The organism is Pantoea sp. sgz302252 (assembly GCF_042610525.1).
Taxonomy (GTDB): Bacteria; Pseudomonadota; Gammaproteobacteria; order Enterobacterales; family Enterobacteriaceae; genus Erwinia.
In genome coordinates this window covers 1-17,078 of sequence record NZ_JBHDVM010000001.1, presented here as the reverse complement: position 1 = coordinate 17,078, position 17,078 = coordinate 1, and the positions used below count along the sequence as shown (strand labels likewise).

The following is a 17,078-nucleotide window of genomic DNA, read 5'->3' as shown; positions in this document are numbered from 1 at the left end:
GTTTAGAGGCATGGGCACAACCACTATGGGCGTTAAGCTGGATGAAGCCACGCGCGACCGCATCCGGCAAGCCGCGGGCCAAATCGACCGCACCCCGCACTGGCTGATCAAACAAGCTATTTTTACCTATCTGGAACAGCTGGAAAGAGGCGATGCCCTGCCGGAATTTCCCTTGCAGGCAGCGGCGCAGGAGAACGACGAAGCGCCGGTCGAAGAGCTACACCAGCCATTCCTGGAGTTTGCCGAACATATATTGCCGCAGTCTGTGACTCGCTCCGCAATTACCGCCGCATGGCGTCGCCCGGAGACGGAAGCGGTACCCGTTTTGCTGGAGCAGGCACGCCTGCCGGAGCCGTTAGGACAGCAAACTCAGCGCCTGGCTCATAAGCTGGCTTCCACGCTGAGGCACCAAAAAGGTGCAGGCGGACGCGCCGGAATGGTGCAATCGCTGCTGCAGGAGTTCTCTCTTTCCTCCCAAGAGGGCGTTGCGCTGATGTGCCTGGCGGAGGCGCTGCTGCGCATTCCCGATAAGCCGACCCGTGATGCGCTGATCCGCGACAAAATCAGTACCGGCAACTGGCAATCGCATCTGGGCCGCAGCCCGTCAATGTTTGTTAACGCTGCAACCTGGGGCCTGCTGTTCACTGGCCGCCTGGTGGCTACGCATAACGAGGCTAACCTCTCTCGTTCGCTGAACCGCATTATCGGTAAAAGCGGTGAGCCGCTGATCCGTAAAGGCGTGGATATGGCGATGCGCCTGATGGGCGAACAGTTTGTTACTGGCGAGACCATTGCCGAAGCGCTGGCTAACGCCCGCAAGCTGGAAGAAAAAGGTTTCCGCTACTCTTACGATATGCTGGGCGAAGCCGCGCTGACGGCGAAAGATGCCGAGGCCTATCTGGTCTCTTATCAGCAGGCGATTCACGCTATCGGTAAAGCCTCTAACGGCCGCGGCATCTATGAAGGGCCAGGCATTTCGATCAAGCTTTCCGCTTTACATCCGCGCTATAGCCGCGCGCAGTACGAGCGCGTAATGAACGAGCTTTACCCGATCCTGAAATCGCTGACGCTGCTGGCCCGCTCTTACGATATCGGTATTAATATCGATGCTGAGGAAGCCGATCGTCTGGAGCTGTCGCTGGATCTGCTGGAGAAACTCTGCTTCGAGCCAGAGCTGGAGGGCTGGAACGGTATCGGGTTTGTTATTCAGGCTTACCAGAAACGCTGTCCGTTCGTGATCGACGCGCTGATCGATATGGCGCAGCGCAGCCGCCGTCGCCTGATGATCCGTCTGGTAAAAGGCGCCTACTGGGACAGCGAGATCAAACGCGCGCAGATGGATGGCCTGGAAGGCTATCCGGTCTTTACCCGCAAGGTTTATACCGATGTCTCTTACCTGGCCTGCGCCCGCAAACTGCTGGCCGTGCCTAATCTAATCTATCCGCAGTTTGCCACGCACAATGCGCACACGCTGGCGGTAATCTATCAGATGGCGGGCAACAACTATTATCCTGGCCAGTATGAGTTCCAGTGTCTGCACGGCATGGGCGAACCGCTGTACGAGCAGGTGGTAGGAAAAGTGGCCGACGGCAAGCTGAACCGCCCTTGCCGCATCTATGCGCCGGTCGGTACGCACGAAACGCTGCTGGCCTATCTGGTGCGCCGCCTGCTGGAAAACGGCGCTAACACTTCATTTGTTAACCGTATCGCTGATAACACGCTGCAAATTGAGGATCTGGTTGCCGATCCTATCGAAGAGATTGAAAAGCTGGCGCGTCAGGAAGGCGCTATCGGCCTGCCGCATCCTAAAATTCCTTTACCGCGCGATTTGTATGGCGATAAGCGTCTGAACTCCGCCGGTCTGGATTTAGCGAACGAACACCGGCTGGCCTCGCTTTCCAGCGCCCTTCTGAACAGCGCTATCCAGCCGTGGTATGCCGCGCCGGTCATCGACGGCGAAACGGAGTCCGGCGAACAGCTGCCGGTAGTTAACCCGGCCGAGCCTGGCGATATCGTAGGCTATGTGCGCCATGCCACCGAAGCAGAGGTTTCAACCGCACTGGATGCTGCTACCAGCGCCGGGCCAATCTGGTTCGCCACACCGCCAGCCGCCCGCGCCGAAATTCTGACTCGCGCCGCCGAACTGATGGAAGGCCAGCTACAGCGCCTGCTGGGCATCCTGGTGCGCGAAGCAGGAAAAACCTTCAACAATGCTATCGCTGAAGTACGCGAAGCGGTTGACTTCCTGCACTACTATGCAGGCCAGGTTCGCGACGATTTCGATAACGAAACGCACCGTCCGCTGGGTCCGGTCGTCTGTATCAGCCCGTGGAACTTCCCGCTGGCAATCTTTACCGGCCAGATTGCGGCTGCGCTGGCGGCGGGCAACAGCGTGCTGGCCAAGCCTGCCGAACAGACGCCGCTGGTGGCCGCGGCCGCCGTAGCTATTCTGCATGAAGCAGGCGTGCCTGTTGGGGCGCTGCAGCTGCTGCCTGGCATGGGCGAAACCGTGGGCGCGCAGCTTACTGGCGACGATCGCGTACGCGGCGTTATGTTTACCGGTTCTACTGCCGTAGCGACGCTGTTGCAGCGCAACCTGGCGGGCCGACTGGATCCGCAAGGCAGACCAACGCCGCTGATCGCAGAAACCGGCGGCATGAATACCATGATTGTCGATTCTTCCGCGCTAACAGAACAGGTAGTGGTGGATATCGTTGCATCCGCTTTCGACAGCGCCGGTCAGCGCTGCTCTGCCCTGCGTATGCTTTGCGTGCAGGAAGATGTCGCCGATCACACGCTGCAAATGCTGCGTGGCGCAATGGCAGAGTGCCGCATGGGCAACCCGGAACGTCTCTCTACCGATATCGGCCCGGTTATCGACAGCGAGGCGAAAGAAAATATCGAGCGCCATATCCAGGCAATGCGCAGTAAAGGCATGAAAGTTTATCAGGCCGCGTTTAACGATAAGCAGGACAGCAAAGAGTGGCAGAGCGGCACCTTTATTCCGCCAACGCTGATCGAGCTGGAAAACGTCGCGGATCTGGATAAGGAGATCTTCGGCCCGGTGCTGCACGTAGTGCGCTACAACCGCAGCACGCTGCCGAAAATCCTGGAGCAGATTAATGCTTCTGGCTACGGCCTGACGCTGGGCGTGCATACGCGTATCGACGAAACCATCAATCAGGTCACCAGTCGCGCTAAAGTCGGCAACCTGTACGTTAACCGCAATATGGTTGGCGCAGTGGTCGGCGTGCAGCCGTTCGGCGGCGAAGGTCTTTCCGGCACCGGCCCGAAAGCGGGCGGCCCGCTCTATCTCTACCGCCTGCTCTCTAACCGTCCGGAAGGCGCGCTGAAGCAGACGCTGGATCGCCAGGATGCCGAGCGTCCGGTAGATGCGGCGCTGCGTCCAGTGCTGCTAACGACCCATCAGGCGCTGACGGAATGGGCGAAGGATAAACCTGAGCTGGCAGCCGTGTGCAAACAGTTTGCTGAACTGGGCCAGAGCGGCACCGTTCGTTTACTGCCGGGCCCAACGGGCGAGCGCAACACCTTCACCCTGCTGCCGCGCGAGCGCGTGGTTTGTCTGGCAGATAACGAGCAGGATGCGCTGGTGCAACTGGCAGCGGTCACGGCAGTAGGCAGCCGCGCGCTGTGGCAGGATGATGAACTGCATCGTGCGCTGGCGAAGAAGCTGCCGGCAGCGGTACAGAGCCGTATCGACTTTGCCGCCGACCCGCTGGCGCAGCACTGTGAGTTTGAAGCGGTGATTTATCATGGCGATGCCGATCAGCTCAGAGCGGTGTGCGAAACCGTCGCCGCACGCGAAGGCGCGATTGTTTCCGTGCAGGGCTTTGCCCGCGGTGAGACCAATCTGCTGCTGGAACGTTTGCTGATCGAGCGCTCGCTAAGCGTGAATACCGCAGCAGCAGGCGGCAACGCCAGCCTGATGACTATCGGCTGAGGGTAAATGACCGGGCGAAAGGGGCGAAGCGATTCGCCCCTTTTTTTATCTGTAGAAAAGATGCAGCCGGACAGGCAGGTAAAAGGCTGAGATTGATGACAAACCCCAGGTTGCGTTTAAATCAGTGGCAGAGCAGCAGCGTTGCTGTAAAAAGAGGCAGTCCTGATGAAGGGTTCAGGTTTGTCAGTAGTCTGAGGCTGCCGCTGGGCAGCCCTTAATCTGATTAACGCCACAGACGATCAGGCATCCATACGCGGACGCAGTAAACGCGGATAGATAAACAGATTCTTGCCGATCCCCCGATTCAGCAGCGTCCAGATCCCTACCGAACAGCCTGCGCACAGCGCCACCATAGCTATCGGGAATCCTGCTGCCCAGAGTATGGAAAACGTTTTGCTGGCGAAAAGGTGATGATGTTCGGCAAACAGGATAGCCGACATGCCAAAGAACTCGATAAAAATGCGGTGCAGCACGTAAATTTGCAGCGTGTTGCGGCCAAGCCAGTTCAGCCAGCTCAGCGTAAAGTAACGATTGAGCAACCGACAGGCGGCCACGGAGATAAGGATAGCGATGGCGCACAGGAACAGGCTACGCGGCACGCCCAGCCAGGCATGAAGCAGCGCCAGCGCCAGCAGACCCACCCAGGGCAACAGGTTGCTGCGCCGCCATTCGCTCCAGCGCAGCAGCGTGCTGCTGTAAAAAGTGCCCAGCAGGAAGAAGATCAGATATTGCGCAACGCTTTCTGGCCCCCAGCCCGGAATAACTTTCATTACCGCCGCGTAATTTAATACAACCGCGATGGTCATCATGGCGAATTTTTGCTCGCGAAAAAGTTTGGCGAAGACAAAAAAGAGGCCGAGCGCATAGAGGTACCAGGAAGAACTCATCGCCAGCAGCATCAGCTTAATAGATTCCAGCGGCGTCGCTGCCCAGGCCGCATTGGTATTTTTAGAAAGCTGTTCGCCCATGACCTCATTGGAGACACCGCGGATCATCAACCACTGGATAATACCCCACAAAAAGTAGAGGTAAAAAAGGTTGGTCACCCGACTGGTGAACACCTGTTTCCACGGACGGTTAATGATGCCGTTAGTGGCCAGCAGGCCGGAAACAAAAAAGAAGGCGGGCATGCGCAGCGGGGAAAGATAATTATTAAAGGCCAGCCATAATTTGGCGGGTAAAAAACCGGCGATAAGATGGCCCATCATTTCAGCATAGCCAGGCAGTACAACATGATATAAAACGACGAGTAAGATACAAAGGCCTTTCAGACTGTTTATCCAGGCAATATCCTGCTTTTGAGTAGTACTCATTATAGCACTCCACTGTCATTTACTGAGATAGCATGCGGCAGCGATACCGCACAATTTAAGGTTATTATTATTTGATATGTAACATTTCAATATAAGGTGAATCAGAAAAAGAATACGCATTAAAACCCGTTCTCTGGCTGGTTTCGCCCTTTCCCTGCCTTTACGATGGCTCTATACCCTGCGTCAAATGACCTACAGGCAACCATATATTCAGGAAAGAGAAAAGCATCTTTTTGAAATCTTACAATTTTATCGCTGTGCTTTATAAAGTTTACTGCCAGCAACTGCAATAGTGAGATAGTTTTGCTGTGAGGTGAGACGTACAAATATGAACTCTGTACGAAAAGAAAATGCTTTTAGTTATCTGTCTGTGGACATGCTCTATATACTGGCGTGGCTGCTTAACAGCACGCGGCTTTTCTAATCATCAGAAAGATTGAATTGATTATTCTCTTTCGCCCGCTTGCTGACTATGAGGATTTTCTTAAATCCCATCTAAGATAGCTACAATTAATAATAATACGCATGCAATTGCTTGAATAACATCATAAAAAAACCTTCCCGGGAAAGGTTATTAAGAAAAGCCTTAGCTGGCTTCGTGCGGTAAAGGGGATCGGTCGGCGGGGTAGTCACTAAATAAAGTAAAGACAAGTTTTAGTAAAAGATATAACAAATTGCTATCTTTATAGGGGGATAACCTGCCAGAGCTGTCAGCCGTTACGCTTTTATGACGTTAATCTAAAAACGGTCGCGCTTTGTAGCCAGCTCACTTAATAATTTGTTGGCTATTCGCTGCAATGCAGTCAGGGATCTTTAACCGGGTTACCAGTTCATTTTTTCGGTTCTGTATCATCCTTCGGCATTAAAAGCAGTCCATGTAAAATATAATAATTTTCATTGTAGCGGGGTTAATAGCCAACAGCACCGCGAGAATTGGCCTCATTTTCTTATGGCGCCAGCAATCATTTAATACATAACGCTACCGAATGCAGCATAAAGATTTTGCATTGTGCAACTTCACTGGCACAGGCGCTTGATGGCAGAAGAAACAGCCCGTATCTTCGACACGGGCTGTCTGTCAGGCGTTAAGGAATTTTTCCAGAAATTGCCGCGTGCGCGGCTGCTGCGGATTGCTGAACAGGGCCTGTGCGCTGCCCTGCTCCACAATGCGGCCCTGATCCATAAAAATAGCGCGATCGGCAACATCGCGGGCAAAGCTCATCTCATGGGTGACGATAACCATGGTGCGCTTTTCCTGCGCCAGCGAACGAATAGTATTTAATACTTCGCCCACCAGCTCCGGATCCAACGCGGAGGTCGGCTCATCGAACAGGATCACTTCAGGACGCATCGCCAGCGCACGGGCAATAGCCACGCGCTGCTGCTGCCCGCCCGACAGGCGGCGCGGATAGCTTTCTTCTTTGCCCGCCAGCCCCACTTTTTCCAGTAGCTGGCGAGCGCGGGCGATGGCTTCCGCTTTCGGCTCGCCTTTGACGATGGTCGGCCCTTCAATAATGTTTTCCAGCACCGAGCGATGCGGAAACAGATTGAAGTTCTGGAACACGAAACCGACCTGCTGGCGCAGACGGCGCACCTGCTCTTTCTGCCGGTTTACCCCTGCGGCAGCGTCAATGGTGATGCCGCCGACTTTAATAGTGCCGCTATCGGGCGTTTCCAGCAGGTTGATACTGCGCAGCAAGGTGGTTTTGCCGGAGCCGCTTGGCCCTATAATCGCCACTACCTCACCGGAAGCGACTTCCAGATCGATATCGTGCAGCACGGTCTGGCCGCTAAATTTCTTCACCAGTCCGCTGACTTCAATGGCGCTCATTTTGCCTCCCGATCCTGGCGATTAACATGGTTTTCCAGCCTGCTTTGTAAAACGGAAAGTAACGTCGCCATCACCCAGTAGATCAGCGAAGCCGCCAGATACATGGTGAACACTTCCAGCGTGCGCGAAGTGATCAGCTGCGCCTGGCGGAACAGCTCCGGCACCTGAATAGTGGCGGCCAGCGAGGTGTCTTTTACCAGGCTGATAAAGCTGTTGCCCAACGGCGGCAGCGCCGTGCGGGCGGCCTGCGGCAGAATGACCCGGCGCAACGTCTGCCAGCGCGTCATGCCGATGCTGGCCGCTGCTTCCCACTGGCCGCGGTCAATGGCGGCGATGGCGCCACGCAGCGATTCGGAAGCGTAGGCTGCGGTATTCAGCGACAGGCCAATCATGGCGGAAGGGATCGGATCCAGCTCAATGCCAAACTGCGGCAGGCCGTAGTAGATCATAAAGAGTTGCGCAATCAGCGGCGTACCGCGAAAGATCGACACGTAAAAGCGCGACAGCCAGGCTATCGGCCAGAAATGCGACAGGCGCATCATCGCCAGCACAAAGCCCAGCAGCAGGCCAAAGAACATACCGCCGATGCTGAGCTGTAGGGTAAAGAGCGCGCCCTTAAGTAAAAAAGGTGCTGAATCCAGCACCAGCTGTAGGCTTTCCTGCATTATTTAGTTACGTCCACGCCAAACCATTTATCGGAGATTTTTGCCAGCGAGCCATCCTGCTGCATATCCGCGATGGCTTTGTCGATCGCCGCCAGCATTTCCGGGTTGCCTTTACGCAGCGCCACGCCCGCTTCCTGACGTGAGAACGCCGGGCCAGCCACCGCCAGCGTTTTGCCGGTTTTCTTCACCAGATCCAGCGCCGCCAGGCGATCCACCAGAATAGCGTCGATACGGCCCACGCGCAGATCCTGATATTTGGTCGGGTCGTCGTCGTAAGTACGGATATCCACGCCTTTAACGTTTTCACGCAGCCACTGCTCGTAGTTCGTGCCCAGACCCAGCCCTACTTTTTTACCGCTCAAATCGGCAGGCTTGGTGATGCTACCAGCCTTGTCCGCTTTGGTCAGCGCCTGAATACCGGAGATGGTGTATGGCGTGGAGAAGTCATATTTCTTTTTACGCTCGTCGGAAATCGTCACCTGATTGATCACCACGTCGATACGTTTCGAGTCCAGTGAGGCCAGCATGCCGTCCCATTTGGTGGGCTTCAGGCTCGCCTTGACGCCCAGATGCTGCGCCAGCGCGTTAGCGAAATCCACTTCAAATCCGGCCAGCTTGCCGTTCTCATCCTGGAAGCTGAATGGCGGATAGGTGCCTTCCAGCCCGACCAGCAGCGTGCCGCGTTCTTTAACCTGATTCAGCAGGTTATCGGCAGCGAACGTTTTTGTGGTAACGCCAGCAACCAGCGCCAGCGACATCATTCCCATCACCAGCTGGCGACGAAGCAGAGAAAATTTCATAAGCACTCCATGTTGAGATGCGGATCAGGTTAGCAGGTGACCTGTCTGAAAACGGCAGGCACAGTTCCAGCTTAGCTCAGAGGATGATAAGCAAACAGCGCGGGCGAACCACCGGTATGGATAAATGCAATCGGGCCTTCGCGGCGAAAACGCTTTTGCGTAATGCCGTCAATCAGCCCGGCCATCGCTTTGCCGGTGTAAACCGGATCCAGGAAGATCCCTTCCAGCCTCGCCAGCAGCTTTATCGCCTCAATGCCTTCTTCATTCGGCGTGCCGTAGCCCGGCGCGAAATAGTCATCCCAGAGCGTTATCGGCGCCCGGGCCTGTAGCTCGAGCAGCGTTGCCAGCTCTTGCTGTAAAGCAACCACTTTCGGCTGCTGATCGGCGACTTTACGCGATACGGTGACGCCGACCAGTTCAGTTTCCGGCAGCAGCTGCTCCAGCCCTATTGCCAGCCCTGCATGGGTACCGGCGCTGCCGGACGCCACCACGACTGCGGCAAAATCTACCACGCCCAGGCTCTGATGAGCAATTTCCTGAGCACATTCTACGTATCCCAGCGCGCCGACTGCGTTTGAACCGCCTACGGGCACTACGTAAGGACGAAAGCCCTGCGCTTCCAGGCGCTCTGCCTGCCCGGCCAGCTGCGCGACGGGATCGTGCAGCGCTTCGACCATTACCACTTCCGTATCCATCAGATCCAGCAGCAGACGGTTGCCGTTAGAGAGGTAGTTTTCGCTATGAACGCCGGGGTTTTCTAGCAGCGCCACGCATTTCAAACCCAGCTTCGCTGCGACGGCGGCGGTCTGGCGCACATGGTTAGACTGGATGGCGCCTGCGGTCAGCAGCACGTCGGCACCCTGACGCAGCGCCTCCGCCGCCAGGAACTCCAGCTTGCGTAGCTTGTTGCCGCCCAGGGCGACAGGAGTGAAATCGTCACGTTTGATAAAAATATCACGACCCAGATAGTCGGAAAAACGGGGCAGATGCTCAAGCGGCGTCGGCGCGCCAAGCAGTTCGATGCGGGGAAAAGAATGTAAAAGATGTAAGGACAACGCGGCCTCCACAGCAGCAAAGAGTTATCCTTACAGTCTTACAGAAGATAGCAAAAAGGTAACGTAAAAGAGATGGTCATTCCCGTCCTAATTGCGCTGCCAGCCTAAAAACTGGTCGTATTTGCGCAAGGCGATGCGGTAGTTGTTGTTGCCCGCATCGGGCAAGTCATTTTCCAGGCATTCGTGCCAGCTGGTGCCGGCCAGCTTTTCCGCCGGAAAATTACGCGCCGACAGCATGCCGTCAAGGCGGCGCAGGCGAACGACATATTCACGGATAGTGCTGTGGCTCATCTCGGTCTGTTCAAACAGGTACTGTTTGAAAGCCATGATGTCAAAATAGGTAGGGTTGGTATTGCAATAAATATCGCTGCAAAAACGACACAGCGCGGTCAGCTCGTGCTGGAGCTTAGACCAGACCTGGTCGTCAATCGGCTGGTCCATGCGGGCGATCGCCTCTTTATTAATGATCTGCCCGCGGAAGACCAGCGCCATTCGGTCAAGAACTTTACCGCAGTGTGAGCAATTGCTCTGGCTGTGCTTAAAATCTTTCAGATAGCGGCTCAGCGGCCTCATTTTAGTTTTGGATCCCATTTGGAGTCCCCGGTTGGTGTTGAGAGTGCAAAACTGACTCCGTCAGCGCGCTCCCGTTAACCGGGCGCGCAGGCGTTTTATCGCCTGACTGTGCAGCTGGCTAACCCGGGATTCCCCGACTTCCAGCACTGCGCCAATCTCTTTCAGATTCAGCTCTTCCTGGTAATAAAGCGTCAGCACCATTTTTTCGCGATCGGGCAGCGCCTCGATGGCTTCAATGACGCGTTCGCGCAGATTCCCTTCCATTAACTGGTGCAGCGGATTAGCCTCTTCATGGCCTTCCGTCACCAGCTCCGCGCTGTCGCCATGTTCCTCACGATATTCGTCGTAAGAGAACAGCTGGCTGTTATTGGTATCCAGCAGGATCTGCCGGTACTCTTCTAATGAAACGTCCAGCTGCGCCGCTACTTCCTGCTCGCTGGCTGGCCGTCCCAGAGTCTGTTCAACGCGATGCATAGCGCTGGCTACTTCACGCGCGTTGCGCCGCACGCTGCGAGGCGCCCAGTCGCGGCTGCGTAGTTCATCCAGCATCGCGCCGCGTATACGCTGCACGGCATAGGTAGTAAAGGCCGTGCCCTGCAATGCGTCGTAACGCTCGACGGCATTCAGCAGCCCAATGCCGCCCGCCTGCAGGAGATCGTCCAGCTCAACACTGGCTGGCAATCTGACCTGTAAGCGCAGCGCCTCATGACGCACCAGCGGCACATAGCGCTGCCACAGCGAGTTTTTATCCATCACGCCACCGACGGTATATAGATCGTTCACTATGACTATCCTGCGTTAGTTAAGTTATCGGCATGATTATCTGTTTCTGTAGTACGGATTGATTGGCGGAATAGCGGTAAAAAAGACGGGTTATTTCATTTTTGTGGAAAAAAGCGGCGTCGGGCGCCGCTTTTTACGGAAAGCTAACGCAACCTTAGCAGTCTCTGGCGGGTTGCCTCGGGCACCTGCTCCCATAGCTCGCAGGTTTGGCCTGCAAGCTCCTGATAAGAGGCGCTTAACTCTTCGTCTGCGGGCAGGTCGTGCCGGAATGAGATTTTGCCGGTGACGCCGTCGATCCGCAGCAGATGGCTGGCGAAAAGCCGCTGCAAATCGCTGCGCAGAAAAAGACCGTTGTCTACGCTGTTATCTTTCAGAAAACCGCTTTCGTTCTCTTCCGTTAAAATATGGCAGGCTTCGACCCAGGGATAAGCGGCATGTTCATGCAGTTTTGTGCCGGTAATAACGCAGGCGCCGTAACGCTCCCGTACTGCGGTACTAAAAGATTGCTGGCTGATGCGCTGCCAAAGCCGGGCTTTTACGCGGCGCCCAACCTGAGTGCCGGGCATGACGCCCGCCGTTGGCGGCAGCAGCGGCGAGCTAAGCACCACCAGAAACTGTAGCTGGCGGGCGAATTCGAAACAGGGACGCGTCTGGCTGTCATAAAGCTGCCAGTACTCATCTTCTTCGTCGGTGCGCAGCAGGCTGAGCGTAAAGCCGCGCTGCGCCATCAGGCTCTGCGCCATGATCGAAGCGGGATCCAGCATCGCCACCACTTTGCTCTCCCCCATCACTTTCCAGACGTTCCACGGCGCGGGCGCGGGTGGACGGCGAAAATAGAGGAAGCTTTCCTGCTGTTGCAGGTAATGTTCAAAGCGCTGCAGATAGTTTTTTCGTTCGTTGTCGTTGGAAATAAAAAGCACATCCTCCAGCGCGCCGTGGATATCCCTGCTGGCGAAGATCGCCCGGATAATCCAGCTTTTGCTGGAGGTGGAAGGACTAAGTAACCCATGAGGCGTTAAGGATTTATCCTCAGGATATTTCTGGCTATAACGTTCGGCGATCTCGTCGAACGGCAGCAGTTCGCCAGGCAGCAGGTCGTAATTGAAGCGCATGTCACACTCCGCAAGAGGATGGAAATACTTTGTTATAAAAAAGGAGTATCGGCCTGGCGGGTCAAAACTCCAGCGTTGCGCGAGAAGAAAGGCGGAGTCATGCGGATGTGGAGCGGCTAAATAGTGATAACGGGCAAATAGCCGTAGCTAATGATGCTCTTGCCCGTCCTGCTTAAGAAAGATTTTGCGTTATCAAGCGGTCACGCGAACGCCATAGCGTTTTCTCAGCGCCAGCAGCTCTTTTTTCAATGCCTCTGTACCGATAGCCGGGATTTTTGGCGGCAGGCAGCCGTGCTTTTCCTGAAAATGGGTCGCGGCCACCAGGCTGACGGCGCGGGAAGAGAGCTTGCCGGAGATAGTGGACTGTTGCGGGCTCCAGCCCTCATCGCCCAGATAGTCGCCTGAGTTGGCGATATCCGGGAAGTAATGATAAGCAGGATGCAAACCAGCTTTGATAATGCCGTAGGTGTGATCGAGATGTTCGACGGCGTTGTAATAAATCTCGTCCATCAGCCCGACTTTATTCAGGCATTGTTGCGAGTAATAGCAGAATGCGCCCACGCAGGCAGGGAAAACCGGCATGGTGAAATCGCCATAGTCCATGGTATAGCACGGACGAGGCGTGCCGTCCGCGTGCATATTTTTATCGCCGTGCTGGCTGAAATTAAAATGCTGAATGCCGGTGCGGGCCGATAATTCAATATATTGCGCAAAGACAGCGGCATCTTTAATAAAGATATCGTCTTCAATCAAAAAGAAGTGATCGACCTTTTCCGCCTGAAGATAGCGCAGCGCGATATTTTTACTGCGCCCGACTCCCTGATTGACTTCATTATGGTGAAGATAACAATCCAGCTCGCCCAGCTCGGGATAATAAGCGCCGTCGTTAACCACGATAAGCGCATCGATAATATCGCGCGGCAGCGACTGATAAAGTTTAAGCAGACCGGCTTTACGGTTGTAGGTCACTATGCCTACGCCTATTTTTTTCCCGTCTATCATTCTGCACCTTTGAGCTGTTGCTGAGAGTGAAGGCGAACCGGCCAGGCGCTCTTGCCTGGCCAGCCGCCGGTTTTATTGCGAATTAGCGCGTCGCTTTTTTAGCCGCGCGGCAGCCAGGCGTTTTGCCAGTCTACCAGGCCTTCATCGCGCAGCATCCAGTCGCGGAATACGCTGTTGCGCAGCGCATCGCCACGAGCCGCCAGCGCGTCCATATCGGCCAGATGTTCGCGGATAGCATTCATCCAGTCTTTATAACGGTTAGTCACGCGGGTAACCGGCAAATCGCAGCGATAAGGCTCAATATCGGTACAAATTACCGGTACGCCGCAGGCACCAAGCTCCAGCAGACGCAGGTTACTCTTACACTCGTTAAAGAAGTTCATCTCTAACGGCACCAGCGCCAGGTCGAGATTCAGCGTCGCCAGCTTTTCGGGATAGAACTCAAACGGCACGCCGTAGTGGAACTCGCACTTCACGTTCTGCGGCTTCATGCCCATAAAGACCCACTCCACCTCGTTCTCCAGCTCTTTCATAAAAGGCAGAAGGATTTCCAGGTCACCGGTGTGGCTACTGCCGCCCGCCCAGCCGACGCGTGGCTTTTTGCCCTGGCGGCGCAGACTGTTCAGCGAGGCCCACTGATCGTCCAGCCGGTTCTGCGCCACGCGAATATCATGATGATAAGGCGCATAGGCTTCGGCCAGCGGCGCGGTGGAAACCACCAGCCAGTCCGCCTGCTCTACCGAACGGCGTAACTGACGCACGATATCCTTCGGCAGCTTGCTGCGGAAGACGCTTTTCAGCGGCAGGTTCGGAATATAGTCGTCATATTCCATGATAATTTTGGTGTTGCTGACCTGGCGATACTGCTTCACGCGCTCGGGAATAGAGATATCTGTCACCAGCTCCAGCAGCAGCGTGTCGGGCTGGATCTCCGCTACTTCCATTACCGCAGGCAAACCGTGCGTCAGGCCGCCTTCCAGGATCAGATTGCCTTCCAGCGCTTTAAACGGCTTGATCACGCGGTAGTTGCCGCAGCCGGTCAGGTTTTTATGACAGGCCATCATAACCGGCAGCGGACGCCCCGGCAGCGGCTGCTGGTAGCGCGACTGGCGCGTGCCCAGCTGGAAGTTGCCGCCAACCTTGGTTAATTGGCGGTTATAGCTGATATCCACGCTAAGCTGGCCGCGCCATTTTTCACGCAGCGTATCGAAAACTTCCGGACCGGCGTGGGAAGCAATGCCGATTTCTTCGCCCAGTACGCGGGTTGCGCCGCCCATATGCAGCAGGCGCGCATAAGGCGTCCACACTGTCAGATAGCCGCTGGCCCGCGCTTTCAGCGCGAAATCAACATCGCCCAGATAGAGCGGGAACTCGTCAACGCTGAAACCGCCCAGCTCGACGAAGACTTCTTTTGGCACCATCATGCAGGCGGCGCTGACGGCGGTAACGTTAAAGATAGATTGCAGGCGTTGCATATAGCCTGCGTTGTCCAGGCTAACGCCATCGTAAACCGGCGAGACGCCGAGGCCTACACCCGCGACGATGCCCGCGTGCTGTATGCGACCATCATGATATTCCAGCCGCGCGCCCACAATACCGACCTCAGGGCGAGTGGCATGTTCGACCATCGCCGTCAGCCATTCGCCGTCGACGATTTCGGTATCGTTATTCAAAAACAGCAGCAGATCGCCGCGAGCCTGTTCGGCGGCAAAATTATTAATCGCAGAGAAGCTGAACGCCTCCGGCCAGCGCAGCACGCGCAGCTGTTCAATGCCCAGCGCCTCCAGCTGCGCCAGGTATTCGCAGGCGGCCGCATCCTGAGAATTGTTATCGACGATCAGTAACTCATAGCGGCTCCACCGGGTTTTTTCCATCAGGCTTTCGATGCAGCGGCGCAGCAGCGGCAGACGATCGCGGGTCGGGATAATGATGGAAACCAGCGGCTGCTGTTGATGGGTAAAGCGCACGCGGTGCAGGCCAGGCAGCAAACCGGGTTCCACAACGGCTGGCAGGTTGCAACGCGCCAGATGGGCGGTAGTCGAGGCCGCGCTTTCCGCGATGATTTCAGGCTGCTGCAGCCAGCTTGCCGGTACTTCCGGCACCAGCATCAGCGCATCAGCGATATGGCCAATGGATTGCGCGCCGCGCGTTTCGATGAACTTCCAGGCCAGATCTATGCCGCCAAGCCGCGCATAGCTCGCATCAAAACCGCCCGCTTCGCGTGCCGCGGCTACATTGATCAGCATCTGCTCGCCGATATAGGGCTGGCTGCGCAGCAGGTCGATATTCAGATCGGGTTTAAACAGGCTTTCGGCAGCCAGCAGGGTTTCGCCATTGATACTGTCACAGTACCAGAGCGCGGCATCAGGCTGACGCAGGCGATGCTCAGCGAAGACCAGCAGCGCCCAGGGCACCAGTTCACAGCCTGCCGTCACCAGCAGAAGCGAATCCGCCTGAGTATCATTAAACAGCGTTGACAGCTTGCCGCTGTCGCTTATTTGTTCGATAAGCGCTGGTTGCAGATACTGGCTTTCCAGCGAGGTCAGCGTTTTCTGCACGGCACTATCATCACCGTGCGGATCGAGGAGCGCTATGCCAATATTGCCGGTTTCCGGCATCTGGTTAATAAAGGAAAGCAATACGCTGATGCGTGCTTCAGAAGGCTGACGCGTTTTCAGCCAGCTTTCCAGCACGCGGGATTTTTCCGCATCGTCGGCGATAACCTTGCGATGCAGCGTCAGGCTGGCGGCTTCGGCTTCGCTGATTTGCAGCTTAGCCGCCTGCGGCAGACGAGCCCGCAGCGCAGCAAGCTGGCCGCTAAGTGACCACTGCTGGAAAGCCTCTTCGCGGAAGCTCTGCGTCCACTGCCAGGCCTCGCCATAAGGTTCAACGATCTCTTTTACCCACTCTTCCGGACTCTGGTGCGGCGCGCTGCCGTAGTCGGCCAGGAAATGCGAATCAAGCGCCGTTTCCAGCGTTTCGCCATTAATGTAACCTGCGCCCGCTACCGTGTCGGTAAGGTAAGCCGGTACGCCAGCGGCCAGCGCCTGCACTACGGGACGCGACTGCCCCATTACCAGCTGATAAGAGGCAAGGAATTCCGGCGTCAGCTCGATTTCGCGACGCTGAGAGCTGATATGGTCAAGTTTGATGCCTTTTTCGGCCAACAGCGCGCGCAGCGCGGTGACTTCTTCGTTTTGCTCGGCAGAAATCAGCAGAATGCGCGACAGTTCAGGCATAGCCTGCGGCGCAACGCTTTGCGCGAAGCTGTCGCTAACGGAAAGAGGAAATAGATGAAGTTTACGCTGCTCAATGCCTTTCAGCGCCAGTTTGGCATAGGAGATGGCAGACACGGCCAGGCTGTAAGCCGCCAGTTTGTTCTCCAGCGCCGCGCCATAGGGCAGATCCTGATCCGCATAGGCGTAGTAATGCTGAAAAACGCAAACGCCAGTTATTTCGCCTTTCTGCAGGGCTGAGATCATTTTCAGACTCATGTAACCCTGGCAAATCCAGATTAAATCGTAGTGGGCCGCCAGCGCGTGCTCGTCTTCCATAAAGCACTGCACTTTGCCGCTTTGCTGCAACGCTTTCAGCCGCCGTAAATAAGTGCCTTCCACCAGCCGCGCGACCAGATCGATCTGCCAGCCCTGAGCGTGAAAGTAGTCGACCACATCCATCAGGGTCGTTTCTGTATCGGTTAACCGGTTAAGTTGATCAATAGTAATTAAAATACGATTCATGCATTTTCTCCGCGCCATCTGATGTGGGCAAGACAGAAAAAACCCGGCCGTAGCCGGGTCGACGAAACGTGTCGTGCGAGATTACTGCAGCAGAGACAGGACGCCCTGTGGAACCTGGTTGGCTTTTGACAGCACGGAGGTACCAGCCTGCTGAAGGATCTGCGCCTTCGACATGTTAGAAACTTCAGTTGCGTAGTCAGCATCCTGGATACGGGACTGTGACGCGGTCAGGTTGGTCACAGA

Annotated in this window: 12 protein-coding genes; 1 reads left to right on the top strand and 11 read right to left on the bottom strand. The window is 55.8% G+C overall.

Annotated elements, in window-relative coordinates:
- The first annotated feature begins 10 nt into the window (after window positions 1-10).
- On the top strand, window positions 11-3,961 hold the full coding sequence (gene putA / locus ACETPC_RS00060; protein ID WP_380177406.1) for a trifunctional transcriptional regulator/proline dehydrogenase/L-glutamate gamma-semialdehyde dehydrogenase: 3,951 nt from the start codon (window positions 11-13) through the stop codon (window positions 3,959-3,961).
- A gap of 239 nt (window positions 3,962-4,200) precedes the next feature.
- On the opposite strand, the gene ACETPC_RS00055 is transcribed toward putA, so the two are convergent.
- The 11 genes from ACETPC_RS00055 to ACETPC_RS00005 form a co-directional block, all read right to left on the bottom strand.
- Entirely contained in the window at window positions 4,201-5,274 is a 1,074-nt protein-coding gene (locus ACETPC_RS00055) for an acyltransferase family protein (protein WP_380177404.1), read from the bottom strand.
- A gap of 1,078 nt (window positions 5,275-6,352) precedes the next feature.
- Window positions 6,353-7,105 carry an L-cystine ABC transporter ATP-binding protein TcyN gene (tcyN, locus tag ACETPC_RS00050; RefSeq protein ID WP_380177402.1) on the bottom strand — a complete coding sequence of 251 codons (753 nt, stop codon included), beginning with the start codon at window positions 7,103-7,105 and terminating at the stop codon, window positions 6,353-6,355.
- Complete coding sequence (gene tcyL / locus ACETPC_RS00045) at window positions 7,102-7,770, bottom strand: cystine ABC transporter permease (RefSeq protein WP_380177400.1); 669 nt, start codon at window positions 7,768-7,770, stop codon at window positions 7,102-7,104. Before tcyL ends, tcyN begins: the two co-directional genes overlap by 4 nt.
- Complete coding sequence (gene tcyJ, locus ACETPC_RS00040; protein WP_380177398.1) at window positions 7,770-8,570, bottom strand: cystine ABC transporter substrate-binding protein; 801 nt, start codon at window positions 8,568-8,570, stop codon at window positions 7,770-7,772. The genes tcyL and tcyJ overlap by 1 nt, the downstream gene beginning before the upstream one ends.
- Before the next feature lie 71 nt (window positions 8,571-8,641).
- The gene (locus ACETPC_RS00035) at window positions 8,642-9,625 is read right to left on the bottom strand and encodes a D-cysteine desulfhydrase (protein WP_380177396.1); all 984 of its coding nucleotides are present in this window, start codon (window positions 9,623-9,625) and stop codon (window positions 8,642-8,644) included.
- 87 nt (window positions 9,626-9,712) lie between these two features.
- Window positions 9,713-10,216, bottom strand: a complete 504-nt coding sequence (gene fliZ / locus ACETPC_RS00030; RefSeq protein ID WP_380177394.1) for a flagella biosynthesis regulatory protein FliZ — start codon at window positions 10,214-10,216, stop codon at window positions 9,713-9,715.
- A 42-nt stretch (window positions 10,217-10,258) separates the two neighbouring features.
- Window positions 10,259-10,981 carry an RNA polymerase sigma factor FliA gene (locus ACETPC_RS00025; protein ID WP_380177392.1) on the bottom strand — a complete coding sequence of 241 codons (723 nt, stop codon included), beginning with the start codon at window positions 10,979-10,981 and terminating at the stop codon, window positions 10,259-10,261.
- Window positions 10,982-11,124: 143 nt separating this feature from the next.
- Window positions 11,125-12,093 (bottom strand): HNH endonuclease signature motif containing protein, encoded by a 969-nt coding sequence (locus tag ACETPC_RS00020; protein ID WP_380177390.1) that lies wholly within the window; start codon window positions 12,091-12,093, stop codon window positions 11,125-11,127.
- A 192-nt stretch (window positions 12,094-12,285) separates the two neighbouring features.
- Window positions 12,286-13,095, bottom strand: a complete 810-nt coding sequence (locus ACETPC_RS00015) for a glycosyltransferase family 2 protein (protein ID WP_380177388.1) — start codon at window positions 13,093-13,095, stop codon at window positions 12,286-12,288.
- 98 nt (window positions 13,096-13,193) lie between these two features.
- The gene (locus ACETPC_RS00010) at window positions 13,194-16,835 is read right to left on the bottom strand and encodes a glycosyltransferase (RefSeq protein WP_380177386.1); all 3,642 of its coding nucleotides are present in this window, start codon (window positions 16,833-16,835) and stop codon (window positions 13,194-13,196) included.
- An 81-nt stretch (window positions 16,836-16,916) separates the two neighbouring features.
- Window positions 16,917-17,078: flagellin (locus tag ACETPC_RS00005; RefSeq protein ID WP_380178813.1), on the bottom strand; the 162-nt coding region annotated here is incomplete at its 5' end.